Origin of the sequence: Acinetobacter sp. BIGb0196, assembly GCF_011759595.1 — a bacterium.
Taxonomy (GTDB): Bacteria; Pseudomonadota; Gammaproteobacteria; order Pseudomonadales; family Moraxellaceae; genus Acinetobacter; species Acinetobacter guillouiae.
The window spans coordinates 244,729-261,228 of record NZ_JAAOZA010000001.1 but is presented as its reverse complement, the minus strand read 5'-3'; the positions used below and the strand labels follow the sequence as shown (position 1 = coordinate 261,228).

Below are 16,500 nucleotides of genomic sequence, written 5' to 3'. Positions count from 1 at the left end.
GAGAAGGTTGGGATGATTACCTCTCCCTAACCCTCTCCTGCAAGGAGAGGGAACTTCTCAAGTCCTCTATAATAAACAATACTGAACCAACCCATTTTAATATCTAACAATTTTTTAGTTCATTTACAAACTTATCTAAAACGTAAAATGATCCTTGAAAATACCTAGTATATTTTAAGGTTTAAATTCTTCTGATAATCAAGATAGCAATTTTGATGTGCCCACTTAAATCCTGTTGCAAGCATCCTCTCCGCAAAAATCTGCTTCCCTGTTTGATTGGAACTTTCTAAAACCAAGTGCGATAAATTCAACTGTTGTTGGAACCATAAAATTATTTCATGCAATGGTAGTGGTTGATTATTTGTACAAATATATGATTTTTCTGGATGTTCCACGTGAAGCAAATGTGCTAAGAAATCTGCAAGGTCATCTATATGGATTCGATTTGACCAATGAATATTGGGATAGCTTTGTATGGTTTCTGCAAGTTTAACCATACGAGCAACGGATGTGCCATAAATCCCAGTTGGGCGCACAATCACACATTTAGATGGATAAGCCTGTTGCCATCGCTGTTCCATTGCCAATAACAACTGCCCCTGTTGATCACTTGGAATAAGCACTGACTCATCATCAATACGTTCACCACGGTTTTCCCCATAAACACGTGTCGATGAAACCACAATAATTCGTTTGAGCGGATGGTCTTTTAAAGCTCTCACAATCGGCTGCACCGAATCGACATAGGTTTGTTGATAATTTTCGATAGCACTTAGCGGAGAATTTCGAGATGGTGCGAGCAATACATACACCACATCGACAGGCTGAATTTGCGCTAAATCGAGTTGTTGAATGTCTTGAATCAAATGTTGTGCGAAATCATCATCTTTCGCACTTCGGCTAACTGTGGTAATTTGGTGATCTTGCTGAAATAATTGTTTGGCAACACGTTGCGATGTTTTACCATAACCAATAAATAGAATATGCATTACACGACCTATTCTTTGAAACCGATTTTCAAAATCAATCAAACTTAAGTTGAGGGGACATGGCTGCCGTCCATCAATTGCAAGGGGTTGGCAATGCCGCCGCTGCTTTACTTGAAAAACTAAATATTTTCACCACAGATGATTTGCTGTTTCATTTGCCACGTGATTATGAAGATCGTAGCACGATCATTCCCATGAACCAATTACAAGTCGGTCGTAGTTATCTCATGGAAGGCGTGGTCAGATCAATCGATATGCCACCTGGTAAACGCAAATCGATGGCGATTTTATTGCAAGATGATTTTGGCAAGGTTACCTTACGCTTTTATCATATCTATAAAGCACTCACAGATCGTGCTAAAGCGGGTAATCGTTTAAGAATCTTTGGGGAAGTCCGTGTAGGGGCTCGTGGCCTGGAGCTTTACCATCCTGAGATCCAGTTAATTACTGAACATACAGCACTCCCTAAAACGCAACTGACAGCAATTTACCCTGCCACAGAAGGCTTAACCCAACCCAAATTACGTGAATACGTTAAGCAAGCTTTAAACCAGCATGCCGATGCTTTACCTGAGTTATTACCTGAAAAGTTCACCAATGGTTACGCGCTTAAACAGGCGCTGGAGTATATTCATCACCCTCCTGTAAATGCCAATATGCTACAACTTTCACAAGGCTCTCACCCTGCTCAACAACGTTTAATTTTTGAAGAATTGGTTGCACATCAAATCAGCCTATTAACCCGACGTGCTTATATTCAACAAATTGCAGCCCCAGCATTTTCAACCAGTAAAAAGTTTGCAAAAGCCTTATTGGCAAGCTTACCTTTTGAAATGACCAATGCACAAAAACGTGTATCAAACGAAATTGCCAAAGATTTAAAACAAAACAAACCCATGTTGCGACTGGTTCAGGGCGATGTCGGTGCAGGTAAAACATTGGTTGCAGGTGTTGCGGCTTGTCATATTTTGGAAGAAGGCTGGCAAGTGGCGCTGATGGCACCGACTGAAATTTTAGCTGAACAGCACTTTATCAATTTTAAGAAATGGTTTGAGCCACTCGGTTTAAATGTGTCATGGCTTTCAGGCAAACAAAAAGGCAAGGCCCGTGCTACGGCTGAACAAACCATTAAGGATGGAACTGCCAATATTGTGGTGGGTACCCATGCTTTATTTCAGGACAATGTTGAATTTTCCAAACTTGGTCTCGTGATTATTGATGAACAACATCGTTTCGGGGTAGATCAACGCCTAGCTTTACGTAATAAAGGCGTGGATAACACCACGCCACACCAGCTGGTCATGACGGCAACACCAATCCCTCGCACACTGGCAATGTCTGCCTATGGTGACCTAGATACCTCAGTGATTGATGAATTGCCTCCTGGACGTACTCCCATTCAAACAGTCACGATTCCACTTGATAGACGCGAAGAAGTGCTGAATCGTATCACCACCAACTGTGCTGAGGGTAAACAGGCGTATTGGGTCTGTACTCTGGTCGAACAATCAGAAACTCTCGATGCTCAAGCCGCAGAAGCCACCTATCAAGAGATTAAAGATCGCTTTCCAGAGATTAATATTGGCTTAGTCCATGGAAAAATGAAAGCCGATGAGAAGCAACTGGTCATGCAACAATTCAAAGACAATGAATTGCAACTGCTGATTGCAACGACAGTGATTGAAGTCGGGGTCGATGTTCCAAACGCTTCCATTATGGTGATTGAAAATGCTGAACGCTTAGGCCTGTCTCAGTTGCATCAGTTACGTGGTCGTGTCGGTCGTGGTGCAACCGCAAGTTTCTGCGCCCTACTCTATAAACATCCTTTATCACAAAATGGCCAAGAACGTTTACGTATCATGCGTGAAACCAATGACGGTTTTATCATTGCAGAAAAAGACTTAGAAATCCGAGGGCCGGGTGAATTACTGGGCACCAAGCAAACAGGAGATTTGGGTTTCCGTGTCGCCAAGCTAGAACGAGATGATCATTTACTTAATCAAGCACATTATGTTGCCAGTCAAGTACTAAAAGATGATCCAGAAAATGCTGAAGCTTTATTAAAACGCTGGTTACCTGAAGCGCCGAGATATGCCTATGTCTAAACATGTATTTAGAACATCCATGCATAGACATCATAGCTCAGATGTTTGATTCATTCAGTCTAACGACGCTTATCAAAATCTATGCCCACAAAGGATGACATGGAGGTTGTCATAACATGCTGATATGAAGATTAAGCGATATAAAGCTTAATAAAAATCTGCTATTGATCTATTCAACACACTATGCGAAATTAATCCGAAATAAAAAATAGAACAGAGCATGCTCCAATTTATCAATCAACTTCTCCATAAAAGCATACAAAGCCTTTCCCCTTGCCTCCTTTGTGGAATAGACCGACAACAACAGCATTCCCTTTGTAACACGTGTTGGAACGAACTTCCTTGGTATAAGCAGCATATAGAACGGCATCAACACCAGATTCTTTGTGCTCACCGTTACGACTTCCCAATTGATCGCATCATCCAAGTCTATAAATATGAACAACAACTGCAATATCAGACACTATTGGCACAAAGTTTATTGAATTTAAACCTACCTAAAATTCAAGCCATTGTCCCTATGCCAATTTCTACTGCTCGTTTAAAAGAACGCGGCTACAATCAAATGCTGATTATTGCCAAAATCATGGCAAGACAATTAAATATCCCGGTATGGCAACCCGTGATTCGAGAAGCGCAACATTCACAAAAAGGTTTAAGTAGAATTGAGCGCTTAGAAAGTATTGAATATCAATTTAAAATGATCAAAACAGAAAAAAGAAAATATAAAAAAGTACTGATTATTGACGATGTCGTGACCACAGGCAGTTCAATTCATGCTTTAACCCATGCGTTAGAAAACTTAGGCTGCCAGCAGATTTATAGTGTATGTATTGCCGCAGCTCAATAAATTTTCATCATCCTTCAGCGATACAAACATTGTGAAGCAAACATAGCGAAAATTATGAATGGATTAAATTTGCTTTACACCATGGGATGACGATCTCTTTGGTCAATGGTGCTAAAAGCGTTTGCGCATCATCCAAATCAATCCATTTCATTTCAGCAATTTCTGCATTAATTTTTGGTGTTTGCTCTAGGTCAACTTGATAGAGATAACTCACCAATTGAAAGTCTGCTTCATTGGCTGCTTTTGTTTCAAAACGCCCAATAAACTGAGTAATCTCTGCTTGAACACTAATTTCTTCTAAAATCTCACGCAACATGGTCTGCTCAGGTGGTTCATTAGGTTCTAGCTTTCCACCAACCTGCATAAAAAATTGTGTATTTTGCTTTCTCACCAAGAGCAATTGATTTTTATCATTCAAAATCACAGCTGCCGCGACAGTAATTACATTCATAAGATTTAAAAATAGAATAAAAACACAATATATTGTGACAGCAATAAATTTAAAAACAATATATTGTGTTTTAGTTTTTAACCAAATGTACGATCTGCTTGATCTAATTTAACCAATTCTTCACGTTCTTTTACGCCCCATTTTGGTTCTGGCGCTTGATAGTGACTAAACTGGGTTAGAATTTCTTCGATCGAGGCAGAATCAATCAACTGATCTGTAAAACGCGCTTTAGAAAAACCTTTGTCTGTCGTGAGTTGAATAAATTTCAATAAATCATCATAAAAACCTTCAACATTTAAAAATGCACAAGGTTTTAAATGAATTCCCAATTGTGCCCACGTCCATTGCTCAAAAATTTCTTCAATGGTTCCTGCACCACCAGGCAATGCAATAAAGCCATCGGAAAGTTCAGACATTTTTGTTTTACGTTCATGCATATTTTTAACAATATACAGCTCGGTCAAATCTGGATGTGCCAATTCACGATCGACCAATCCCTGAGGGATCACACCAATCACTTTGCCTCCTGCTGCCAAAGCACTGTCAGCGACGATGCCCATTAAGCCTGAACGGCCACCACCATAGACCAAAGTTTTCCCTTGCTTGGCGATTGTTTCACCAGTCAGCTCTGCAACATCAGCAAAAATTTGATCCGTACCTAATGATGAACCACAAAAAATAGCAATAGAATTCATAAATTTAACCTAACTTTAATTTTGTCATGCTAAAAATGCAGACGACCAATCAAGATTTTTTTTACAAAACAGCAATGTAATGAGTGTTTTTCCTAAAATCCTTGTCTAAAATACACACATCAAATCGACACCACACTGCGCAAGGGAGAAAAGACATAATGCTTGAAGCCTTTTACGCCACTGAGCGCGGTAGCTTAGAAGATGCAACAATTAATGGTGGATTCGACCTACATCCTGAATTGGTATGGGTTGACCTCATTGCACCTTCACAAGAAGAACAAGAATGGGTTCTAGATGCTTACCAGCAAAATTTACCAACTCTTAAATCTTTAGAAGACATTTCATCCTCTGCACGATTCTACCGTGATGATGATGGGATTCTACATATCAGTACTTATTTTTTAACAAAAAATAAAAATTACCAAGTTGAAGGCGATCCCGAAGATACTTCAAACATGCTTGCCAATGTGCAAACGGTTGCATTCATTTTGCATAAAGACCGCTTATTTACCTTACGTGGTGAAAAGCTGGTTGCCTTTCGTGCCTTTCGCGCACGTGCACGCCGTAATGACTATGAAATTGAATACAAAGATCCGACATGGATTCTTTTAGGCTTATTAGAAGCAAAACTAGATGAGCTTGCGGATATCTTAGAAGATATCCACAAAGACTTAGAGTTATATTCCACAGAAGTCCTCAACGTACGTCATCGTGAAATGATTTTAGATTTAGATGACATGATTACCCGTTTAGCACAAAAGGAAGATATGCTTGGAAAAGCGCAACTTTGTCTGATTGACTTACGTCGTGTCTTAACCTTTTTGTCTCGTCCTCGCGCATTGGGGAGCCATATCTATGATGCAGATATTCGAGAGTTAAGTGAGGATGTACGTTCCCTTGTAGAACATGATGCGTTCTTGTTCCAAAAAGTACGATTCTTGCTTGATACCACCTCTGGATTTATTAACACTGAACAGAACGATACCATTCGTCGCTTCTCCATCTTACCCAGCATGCTTGCTCCACCGATGTTGATTGCCAGTATTTATGGGATGAACACTGAGATTCTGCCATTTGCCCATGGCCACTGGAGCTTTTATGTGGTGATTACCATCTTAATTGCTTTCTTTGTGGGGCCTTTGGCTTACTTTAGATGGAAGAAATGGATTTAAATACTGCATTCCCCTTATTGGATTGAGTTGAGATTTAGCACTGCTCAAAGCAGAAAGAAAAATGAGTTAATAAAAAAGCACCTTTAGGTGCTTTTTTACATCAATCTTGCATAGGCTAAATTAATTTCAAGTCATCTTGCAAATGGCAAGCTTGAATAATTTTCATCATCTTTTCAGGCACTGCTTTAAACTGCAGTCCCTGAAGATTTGGTGTTTGACGTAACCACTGCACAAACACAGATAAAGCAAGGGTACTGCCATGTTCAAGCTGTGATAGATTCACAGTTATTGGAAAATTTTTCTCATTTTGAATCACTTTCAAACCATTTAAATAATAGCTTTCAGCATTCTCGTAAGCAATTTTACCGCTAACATATAATTCCTGATTTTTAAATTCAATCACTCGCTTGCACCTATCTATGTTATGAGCTTACTTCTTAACAGCAGCGTCTGCATCAGGCTTGAATGTTGCAATTGCTTTATCAATATTGCCGCCATTACGTTGCACGTTCGCAGCAAATTGGTTACGGAATTGCAAACCTAGATCGATACCAGACACATTCAAATTACGTACTTTCCATTGGCTACCTGCATCAGACAATTGGAAAGATACAGGGATCTTTTCACCATTGTTATTGAAGTCTAAAGTAACGACAGGAAACTTGCTGTTGGTTGCCTTATACGGACGCATTGAATACGATTGATTTGAATACTTCGCAAATGCGCTACCATAATTCTCAATCAAAGTATTACGGAAGTTTTGTTCAAATTGCGCACGTTGAGCAGGGGTACTGCTATTTGCATAAGTTCCCATCACAATACGTGTAAACGCTTGACCATCCACATAAGGATCAAGGTTTTGGCGAACAATCGCTTTCACAGTAGCAGGGTTTTGCAATTTACCTTGATCTGCTTTTAAGCGCGAAATCAGGCCATCAGCAACACGTTTAACAAATGCCGGTGGTGCTTCTGCTGGAGCAGCTTGAGCCGCAGTCGCCACCATAGTTGCCAAAATAGTTGCAGTAAAAGTTTGTTTTAACAGCATGTTCATTTTCAATAACTCCTCTAATGCCTATTCAACAAATGAAGTTTGAGCATCAGTTGTTTCAGTGGATGCAGATGCATCTTTAGCTTCCGATGCGCCTGTTGATGATTTTCCTGCACCACCCGTAATAAATTTGGTAATCAAATCTTCTAGATCCATCGTACCTTGGGTATTTTCAATGCTTTCACCACGTTTAATGTAGTTAATGCCGCCGCCTGGTACGATTTTCAAATATTTTTCGCCTAAAAGACCATTGGTTGCGACCATTATGTAAGCATCTTCATCAATATTTGTGATGGATTTCATGTTACCTAACAGTTGCGTTTCCATTTCTTTTTGTTTCTCAGGTGTCGCAGCCTGATAATCAGCACTGTAGTGTAAATCACCTAGCGCATTTTCTTTTACTTTTTTCAACTGTTCTGCATTGAAGGTGGTCAATGAACCATCCAAATCGAATCTAACCGTTGCATGACGGGTCACAGGATCAAGTGTAATCGCATCAACTTGTCCAATTTTAACACCGCTCATGGTCACTTTGGCACGCGGTTTTAAACCATTCACATTGTCGAATGTTGCAGTCATTTCATAACTGTCTTTTAAGTTTGTACCAACCAAACCACTCACTTTCATGGCTAAAAAGAATAGAGCAAGACCAAAAATGATGACAAAAATACCGACGGTCAGCTCACTAGCACGTGATTTCATTAAACACCTCCGAACATGACCGCAGTCAACACGAAATCAAAACCTAAAACACATAACGATGAATACACAACAGTACGTGTCGTAGATGTTGCGATACCTTCAGATGTTGGTTCACAAGCATAACCTTGATACACCGCAATCCAAGTACAAATTAAAGCGAATACTAAACTTTTAATGATGGTCCCGTTAAACACATCTTTCATAAACTGGGTGCTACTCAGAATACCACTCCAGTATGAGCCTTCGTCTGCGCCAAGAAAATCAACACCGACCATTTTGCCACCCATAATACCAATCGCAGCAAAGATCACAGACAGCATCGGTAAACTGACAATACCTGCCCATAAACGTGGAGAAATCACACGCTTTAACGGATCAACACCAATCATTTCCATACTGGATAATTGTTCAGTTGCCTTCATTAGGCCAATTTCAGCAGTCAAAGCAGAGCCAGCACGACCAGCAAAAAGCAAGGCTGCCACAACAGGCGCAAGTTCACGTAACAAGGTTAAAGCCACAGCCGCGCCCAACATGGCTTCACTACCAAAAGTGACCAAGATGTTATACATCTGCAAACCGAGTACTGCACCGATGAACAGACCAGATACAGCAATGATCAATAAAGACAGTACGCCTACTCGATACATCTGATAAATGAAAAGTTTTACACCAAGTATTGTTGGCAAAGAGAATAAAATGCGCAACAACATGAGCATTGCAACACCAATGCCCTGAACACGTTCTAGAACGCGTCTACCCAATAAGGCAATAGCATTCATGAACTAACCTCATTACTTAAATAGGCTTGATGACTAAATTGATAATCAACAGGACCTTCAACTGAACCTGTTAAAAATTGCTGTACAAATGGAGAAGCGTGTTGTTGCAATTGCTCAGGTGTCCCCTCGCCTTGCACCTTACCTTCAGCCACAACGTAAATATAGTCAGCAATTGATAATGTTTCATCAACATCATGTGAAACAATAATTGTTGTTAGATCTAAAGCATCACGTAATGATCGAATTAATCGGGTCAAAACCCCCATCACAATCGGATCTTGCCCAGCAAAGGGTTCGTCATACATAATCAAGTCTGGGTCAAGCGCAATCGCACGAGCAAGCGCCACGCGTCGATTCATCCCGCCAGAAAGTTCTGCGGGCATCAACTTTTCAGCACCACGCAAACCAACCGACTCTAATTTTAGCGCCACCAACTCAGCAATTAAATTTTCTGGTAATTTTGTATGTGCGCGAATTGGAAAAGCAACATTTTCATAGACGGTCATGTCGGTAAATAACGCACCACTCTGAAATAACATCCCCATACGCGCACGTGCAGCAAAAAGCTCATTACGTGACATCGAAGCAATGTTTTTCCCATCAAGTCGTACTTCACCAGCATCTGGGCTAAGCTGACCACCAATGAGCCGTAATAAGGTTGTTTTACCCGTTCCAGATGGTCCCATGATTGCGGTAATTTGCCCACGACGAATCTGCAAACTCACATTATCGTAGATAACGCGTTCACCTCGGTTAAAACTTAAATTTTTGACTTCAATTAAAGCTTCAGCTTCGGAATGACTGTGTTTATTCATAGCTGAACTTTTTCCTGCATTTATCAGCCCACATACTATACTCTTAAATATCTATATGTTTTGTAATTAAAAGATAATAAAAAATCATAAAGAATATTCATCTTTATAAACAAGGTTACTTGGGCTATTTTTTTAGTTTTTTACTTTTAAATTTTATTTAATGAGCAAATAGATTATCTAAAAAGCAGGCTATAAAAAAAGTACCCAACATTTGAGATCAATAAAAGTGAGAACATATATAACATAATTACCTCAAAGAAATCATCAACTTTATTAGATTCAATTTTTCATAAGTTAAGTCTAACTGTTTTATTAAATAAATTGAACTATGTCACACTTTATTCTACCAAATACTTTTCAACTTGCAATAAAAAACCAGCCTTTAGGCTGGTTTTTTATTAAAAATATCTAATTAATCGTTGAATTTGCGACGCGGACGGTCTGCATTGAATTCACGCTTTGGACGGTCTTCACCACCAAATTCACGCTTAGGACGATCTTCACCGCCAAACGCACGTTTAGGACGATCTGAATTAAATTCACGCTTCGGACGGTCTTCACCACCGAATGTACGCTTAGGACGATCATCACCGAAAGAACGTTGTGGACGGTCACCGAAACCACCTTCACGGCGTGGTGGACGATCACCAAAATCACGCTTAGGACGATCAGCAAAACTGCCTTCACGACGTGGTTTGTAATCTACGCTGTTGCCACGGTTGTCATCATTCGAGTTAAAACGAGGTTTATCGTTAAAACCGCCTTCACGACGTGGACGATCAGAGTTGAAATCACGCTTAGGACGATCTTCGCCACCGAATGAACGTTGTGGACGGTCACCGAAGCCACCTTCACGACGTGGTGGACGATCACCAAAATCACGCTTAGGACGATCTTCACCACCGAATGAACGTTGTGGACGATCACCGAAACCACCTTCACGGCGTGGTGGACGATCACCAAAATCACGCTTAGGACGATCATCACCATAAGATGGACGATCACCACGTGGTTTGTCATCGAAGCTACGACGTGGACGATCATCACCGCCTTCACGACGTTTGAAGTTTGATTCACCTTCAAAACGACGACCACCGCCGAAACCGCCACGACCGCCTTCACGACGACCGCCACCGTTACTACGACCACGACCGCCACCATCACGACTACCGCGAGCTGGAGGAGGAGATGGCTCTAAACCTTCGATTTCAGAAACACTTAAACGCGCTTCTAAATAATCTTCTAAAGCACGGATCTTACCGCGTTCACGGTAAGTTGCTAAAGTGATTGCTTTACCAGTACGACCCGCACGACCTGTACGACCAATACGATGCACATAATCTTCATTCTTCATTGGAAGACCAAAGTTAATTACGTGAGAGATTGTTGGTACGTCAAGACCACGAGCAGCTACGTCTGTAGCAACAAGAATTTTTGCACGACCTTCACGGATACTGCGTAAACGACGGTTACGTACAGTTTGTGGCATAGCACCATGAAGCGCAACAACTGAAAGACCAGCTTCTGCAAGCTCTTCAGCAAGCATATCTGTATCTTCTTGAGTTGAAGCAAATACAACTGCTTGATCTACGTCTTCTTCATTTAACCAATGCGTAAGCAATTTTTTCTTATGCTCGAAGCCATCAGTCCAATGTAAAGTTTGGGTAATATCAGTATTTGTAGAATGACCTGTTTCAATTGCAATACGTTCAGGTTCGTTCATCATGCGTTCAGCAAGATTAATGATACGTGGTGCAAATGTTGCAGAGAACATTAATGTTTGTTTACGATTTAAAGCTAAATCGCTGATTGCTTCTAGGTCTTCAGAGAAACCTAAGTCAAGCATACGGTCAGCTTCATCGACGATTAAAGCATCAACTAAATCAAGTTTAATTTGACGACGGTTTACAAGATCAAGTAAACGACCTGGAGTCGCAACAACAACTTGTGCACCTTTTAATTGTTGGATTTGCTTACCAAAAGGCATACCACCCATGATTGCTGCAACACGTACACCTTTCATATGGCGTACAAATGCAATCGCATCTTGACATACTTGTTGTGCAAGTTCACGAGTAGGTGAAATCACCAAGATATTTGGTTGAGTTACTGCTTTCATACGATCTTTAAATGGTACAAAAGTATCTTGACCAGCTAAAGCGTTTAACGTAGGGAGTAAGAATGCAGCAGTTTTACCAGAACCAGTTTGGCTTGATACTAGAAGGTCTTTTCCTTCTAAAGCCGCTGGAATAGATAGTTCTTGAACAGGAGTCGGCGTAGTAAAACCAAGACTCTCGAGTGCTTTCTGTAGCGACTCGTCTAATGAAAATTCAGCAAAAGTTTTGCTCATAGAGATATTCACCCTAATGTGGGTGCTCCATTAATATATGGTCTGATGGACATCGGCAAAAAGCGGCACAGCAATAATCGCTGAAAATATAGAATCAGCGGCGATCCGAGAACGACGATGCGTATAACGCACATTTGATAACAGCCGCAACCTGAAGGAATCGCTTAAGCGATTGGGTGGGGCGCGAAATATTGTCCTCTCTTTGGACCGGACGCGCATACACAATATAGAAGAGAAATGTTCAGGTAATGAACGAAATTTAGTGCGTGCGCAGAGTATAGCAGAATTTATAATAATGTCACGAAGTTTTATTGTTTTTTCCTGTATTGTATTAAGTCATTCATTATCATCAGGAATTAAATAAAAAACTTGATCTACAGCTAAACTTTCATCCTCAAAAATATCTGCTACAGCTACCGCTAAACACTCCACGGTAAACTCGCCTGGAATAATCGTATTGGATTGCCAATGATATGCACTCTTAGCGTCCCCCAATAAGTTGTATTATTTTTATATAAGTACTATTCGCTAGGTCTTGCAATCACGAAAGTTTAAACAACGACATTCACTATTGATAGTATCGCATTAAATCGCAACCCATAAAAAAGCCCTCATAAAGATGAAGGCTTTTTAAAACTCAATCTACACAAGTATAAATTACTTCGCAGCTTCACCCCAAGCAGGAACAACAGCTTGCATCAATGGTTTTAACATTTTCATAGAACACGCAATCACTTGACCATTTTCCATAGAATCTGAACCACCACGAGCATCAACGACTGTACCACCCGCTTCTTTCACCATAAGCTCGCCTGCTGCGATATCCCAAGGTTTTAAACCGAGTTCAAAATAACCATCTAAACGACCAGCCGCAACATAAGCCAAGTCCAATGCAGCAGAACCTGCACGACGATATTGTGCGCCAGCTTCAGTTACATTTAATAATGATTCAAAATGGTTTTTCGCATAAGAAACAATCTCACCATTACGTTTAGCGCGGTAAGCATGACCTACACCCATAAAGGTATTTTCAAGGCTGTCTTTAACATTCACACGAATACGACGTTGATTCAACATTGCGCCACGACCACGGCTTGCAGAGAATAGCTCATCTTTCACAGGGTCATAGATAACACCGTGTTGAGTTACACCTTTATGTTGAACTGCAATAGATACACAGAAATGTGGGAAAGCATTGATAAAGTTTAAAGTACCATCAAGAGGATCAATCACCCAACACCAATCAGCATCGTGACCTTTACCTTCTTGTAGCCCAAACTCTTCACCAAGGAAGCTGTGATTTTTATAACTTTTACGAAGCGTATCAATAGTCAACTGCTCGATATAACGATCTACACGAGTTACTGGACCATCAATACCTTTTTCTTCGACTTGTAGATCGAGTTTATGACGATTTTGATGCGCTTTTAAAAGCTCTTGACCAACTAACTGAGCCGCACGCGCAGCCATCACCACCATAGGTTCCATTGAACACCCACTACAAATTTGAAGATACTGATAAAGAATAATGCATAAAAGCGCCGACATTTTAGCAAATATCGGCGCTTTTTGGGAAATTTTGTTGCTAAAATTTTACAACTTTAACTTTTACATGAGGTTAAACGTGTTGTACCAGCTTTAACCAAGCCTGTTCAATCGAGTTTTGAATACCTTTTACATCTAAACCACAGTCTTGGAGCATTTCAGAATGGCTTGCTTGTGCGAGGAATTCATCAGGTAAACCTAGGTTTAAAATTGGCTTCACAATTTGCGCCTGTGCCAAGAACTCATTGACCGCACTACCTGCACCCGCCATTACAGCATGTTCTTCAACAGTTACAAATAAGTGAGTTTTGTCTGCTAAATCACGAATAATTTGTTCATCCAATGGTTTCACAAAACGCATATTGATCACACGAATTGCAATATCCAACTTTGGTGCCAGTTGTTTGGCTGATTCAAGCGCAGGTTGAACTCGACTACCAAAGGCCAAAATCGTGACACCTTCTTCGTGTTCAGTATTGAGTTCTAACAATACTTCAGCCTTACCAATTTCCAGCTCAATCAACTGTTGTTGAATTTCCACACCTAAACCGTTACCGCGTGGATAACGTACTGCAGTTGGGCCTTTGTATAGATATGCTGTATGCAACATTTGGCGACATTCGTTTTCGTCTTTTGGCGCCATGATCACCATATTCGGTACGGTACGCATATAAGCATAGTCATACGCACCAGCATGCGTAGGACCGTCTTCGCCGACTAAGCCTGCACGATCAATACCAAAGGTCACATCAAGATTTTGTAAAGCAACATCATGAATCAGCTGGTCATAACCGCGTTGTAAGAAGGTTGAATAAATCGCCACAACTGGCTTCAATCCTTCACACGCCATACCCGCAGCTAATGTCACTGCATGTTGTTCCGCAATAGCAACATCGAAGTAACGCTCTGGAAATTGTTTAGCAAACTGTACCATGCCTGAGCCTTCACACATGGCAGGCGTAATTGCGAGTAATCTGTCGTCTTGTGCAGCTTCATCACAAAGCCATTGCCCAAATACATCTGAATATTTTGGCGCTAGATTTTTAGTTGCTGATGCATTAATTTTGCCAATCGCATGATATTTAATTTGATCCGCTTCAGCAGGTGCAAAACCCTTACCTTTCACGGTATAGACATGGATCAGGCGTGGCCCTTTACGCTTTTTCAGCGCATTAAAGACTTGTACCAATTGCTCCACATCATGGCCATCAAATGGGCCAAAATAATCAAAACCAATCGCTTTAAATAGATTATCCGCAGCATCAGTCGCAGATTGATGTAAACGAGAGTTGTAGTTCCATTCAGGGCAATCCTGTACAAAAGCTTGCCCTTCTTCATCAATATTGATGAATTGCCCTTGTTCCCAAATTGCAGCTAAATGCTTTGCAAAACCACCCGTGCTACATGAAATCGACATATCATTGTCATTGAGCACCACCATCAAATCAGCATTATGCGCCACTGCATCATTCATGGCTTCGAATGCCATTCCAGCAGTCATCGCACCATCACCAACGATGGCAACAACTTCACAAGGGTCTTTTTGATAACGACGTGCCAAAGCCATACCCAAGCCAGCAGAAATTGCAGTCGATGAATGTCCTACACCAAAAGTGTCAAATTCAGATTCATCCCGTGCTGGAAAAGCCGCCAATCCATCTTTAGAACGGATGGTCATCAATTGCTCACGGCGTCCTGTAAGGACTTTATGTGGATACGCCTGATGGCCCACATCCCAAACTAAACGATCCCGTGGTGTTTCAAAACAATAGTGTAAGGCAACTGTTAATTCTATAACGCCAAGGTTTGCACCAAAATGCCCGCCACTTTGTCCAGCAGCATACAAAATAAATTGACGCAATTCGTCTGCGACCTGCGGCAATTGGCTTTGCTCAAACTGACGTAATTGTTGAGGATGATTAATTTCATTCAACAAAGGCGTAACAGGACGATGACTAGGTATTTCGGTATACAACATATGTGGCAAAGCCTTCTAAAGCCTGGCAAATCTAGCTAGGTAAACGGGTTAGCATGATTGTGAGAACCAATGATATCACATTCAATCAGCCACATTTATAATGATGCGTCATTGGAACTTCCAAGTCAGCAAGTGTGCTCTTGGTGTCAATTATCATGAATAATCTATCTATATATCAACTATTATCGTGTGCTTTATACAAAAAAGAAATTTTTATAGCAATGTTATCTATAAAAACATGCTTTACAAACCTACCAATGTCCAAGCATTACGCTATACTTTAGCCAATTTCTAAACAAATAGATGGAAGATTCTGTGTCAATAGAGTTTGTTGCCACTTCAAAATTACCCACTGCTTATGGTGATTTTAAAATTTCTGTATTTCAAGATCCACAAACAGGTGAAGAGCATGTTGCTCTTTCTAAGGGTTTAGAAATCGCGCCTACAAACCCCGTTTTAGTTCGTATTCATTCAGAATGTTTAACTGGCGATGCCTTTGGTTCATTAAAATGTGACTGTGGCCCTCAATTGCACAACACCATGAAAATGATGAATGATGCAGGCCAAGGTGTGATTTTATATTTGCGCCAAGAAGGTCGTGGTATTGGTTTGACCAATAAAATCCGTGCTTATGCTTTGCAAGATCAAGGGCATGATACCGTTGATGCAAATTTATTGTTAAACCTACCTGCTGATGCACGTAAATATGATATGTGTAGCATCATGCTCGATCATTTACAGGTTAAACAAGTCAGGCTAATTACCAACAATCCATTAAAATTAAAAGCTTTAACAGATTTAGGTATTGATGTATTAGACCGTGTACCGTTGACAGTCGGCTTAAATAAGTTCAATGAAGATTATTTAAAAACCAAACATGATCGTATGTCACATATGTATGAGAAAGATGATTTTTAATCATAGACGTCTTGCTTAGATACAAGTGATCAGATCTTCGGTGAAGTGAGAGCTCAGTCCTAGTTCAACACACAATGGGGCGACATCCCTGTCGCCCCTCGAT

The 16,500-nt window shown here is 40.6% G+C and carries 15 protein-coding genes; 4 read left to right on the top strand and 11 right to left on the bottom strand.

Annotated features, from left to right (window positions below):
- Positions 1 to 164: 164 nt before the first annotated feature.
- On the bottom strand, positions 165 to 989 hold the full coding sequence (locus FHR28_RS01135; protein WP_166781778.1) for an NAD-dependent epimerase/dehydratase family protein: 825 nt from the start codon (positions 987 to 989) through the stop codon (positions 165 to 167).
- Between the two features lie 59 nt (positions 990 to 1,048).
- Here FHR28_RS01135 and recG point away from each other — a divergent pair, with 59 nt between their 5' ends.
- Entirely contained in the window at positions 1,049 to 3,094 is a 2,046-nt protein-coding gene (gene recG / locus FHR28_RS01130) for an ATP-dependent DNA helicase RecG (RefSeq protein WP_166781777.1), read from the top strand.
- Between the two features lie 220 nt (positions 3,095 to 3,314).
- Complete coding sequence (locus tag FHR28_RS01125) at positions 3,315 to 3,944, top strand: ComF family protein (RefSeq protein ID WP_166781776.1); 630 nt, start codon at positions 3,315 to 3,317, stop codon at positions 3,942 to 3,944.
- A gap of 52 nt (positions 3,945 to 3,996) precedes the next feature.
- Here the strand turns inward: FHR28_RS01125 and FHR28_RS01120 are convergent, their stop codons facing one another.
- On the bottom strand, positions 3,997 to 4,395 hold the full coding sequence (locus tag FHR28_RS01120) for an NUDIX hydrolase (RefSeq protein WP_035371913.1): 399 nt from the start codon (positions 4,393 to 4,395) through the stop codon (positions 3,997 to 3,999).
- Between the two features lie 77 nt (positions 4,396 to 4,472).
- Entirely contained in the window at positions 4,473 to 5,090 is a 618-nt protein-coding gene (locus FHR28_RS01115) for a TIGR00730 family Rossman fold protein (RefSeq protein WP_004816846.1), read from the bottom strand.
- Between the two features lie 158 nt (positions 5,091 to 5,248).
- Here FHR28_RS01115 and FHR28_RS01110 point away from each other — a divergent pair, with 158 nt between their 5' ends.
- On the top strand, positions 5,249 to 6,262 hold the full coding sequence (locus FHR28_RS01110; protein ID WP_004725641.1) for a magnesium and cobalt transport protein CorA: 1,014 nt from the start codon (positions 5,249 to 5,251) through the stop codon (positions 6,260 to 6,262).
- A gap of 115 nt (positions 6,263 to 6,377) precedes the next feature.
- On the opposite strand, the gene FHR28_RS01105 is transcribed toward FHR28_RS01110, so the two are convergent.
- From FHR28_RS01105 to dxs, 8 genes are all read right to left on the bottom strand, one after another.
- Positions 6,378 to 6,665, bottom strand: a complete 288-nt coding sequence (locus FHR28_RS01105; RefSeq protein ID WP_004725639.1) for an anti-sigma factor antagonist — start codon at positions 6,663 to 6,665, stop codon at positions 6,378 to 6,380.
- Positions 6,666 to 6,692: 27 nt separating this feature from the next.
- Positions 6,693 to 7,313, bottom strand: a complete 621-nt coding sequence (locus FHR28_RS01100) for an MlaC/ttg2D family ABC transporter substrate-binding protein (RefSeq protein ID WP_004725637.1) — start codon at positions 7,311 to 7,313, stop codon at positions 6,693 to 6,695.
- A 21-nt stretch (positions 7,314 to 7,334) separates the two neighbouring features.
- Positions 7,335 to 8,012, bottom strand: coding sequence for an outer membrane lipid asymmetry maintenance protein MlaD (locus FHR28_RS01095; protein ID WP_004725635.1), 678 nt, complete (start codon positions 8,010 to 8,012; stop codon positions 7,335 to 7,337).
- Positions 8,012 to 8,791 carry a lipid asymmetry maintenance ABC transporter permease subunit MlaE gene (gene mlaE, locus FHR28_RS01090; protein WP_004725633.1) on the bottom strand — a complete coding sequence of 260 codons (780 nt, stop codon included), beginning with the start codon at positions 8,789 to 8,791 and terminating at the stop codon, positions 8,012 to 8,014. The genes FHR28_RS01095 and mlaE overlap by 1 nt, the downstream gene beginning before the upstream one ends.
- Positions 8,788 to 9,606, bottom strand: coding sequence for an ABC transporter ATP-binding protein (locus FHR28_RS01085; protein ID WP_004725631.1), 819 nt, complete (start codon positions 9,604 to 9,606; stop codon positions 8,788 to 8,790). Before FHR28_RS01085 ends, mlaE begins: the two co-directional genes overlap by 4 nt.
- A 412-nt stretch (positions 9,607 to 10,018) precedes the next feature.
- Positions 10,019 to 11,956, bottom strand: coding sequence for a DEAD/DEAH box helicase (locus FHR28_RS01080; RefSeq protein ID WP_016539375.1), 1,938 nt, complete (start codon positions 11,954 to 11,956; stop codon positions 10,019 to 10,021).
- A gap of 657 nt (positions 11,957 to 12,613) precedes the next feature.
- On the bottom strand, positions 12,614 to 13,444 hold the full coding sequence (locus tag FHR28_RS01075; RefSeq protein WP_004725624.1) for an inositol monophosphatase family protein: 831 nt from the start codon (positions 13,442 to 13,444) through the stop codon (positions 12,614 to 12,616).
- A gap of 130 nt (positions 13,445 to 13,574) precedes the next feature.
- Entirely contained in the window at positions 13,575 to 15,479 is a 1,905-nt protein-coding gene (gene dxs / locus FHR28_RS01070; RefSeq protein ID WP_105714589.1) for a 1-deoxy-D-xylulose-5-phosphate synthase, read from the bottom strand.
- A 315-nt stretch (positions 15,480 to 15,794) separates the two neighbouring features.
- On the opposite strand from dxs, the gene ribA reads away from it, so the two are divergent.
- Positions 15,795 to 16,397 (top strand): GTP cyclohydrolase II, encoded by a 603-nt coding sequence (gene ribA / locus FHR28_RS01065; RefSeq protein WP_016539373.1) that lies wholly within the window; start codon positions 15,795 to 15,797, stop codon positions 16,395 to 16,397.
- Positions 16,398 to 16,500: the final 103 nt, after the last annotated feature.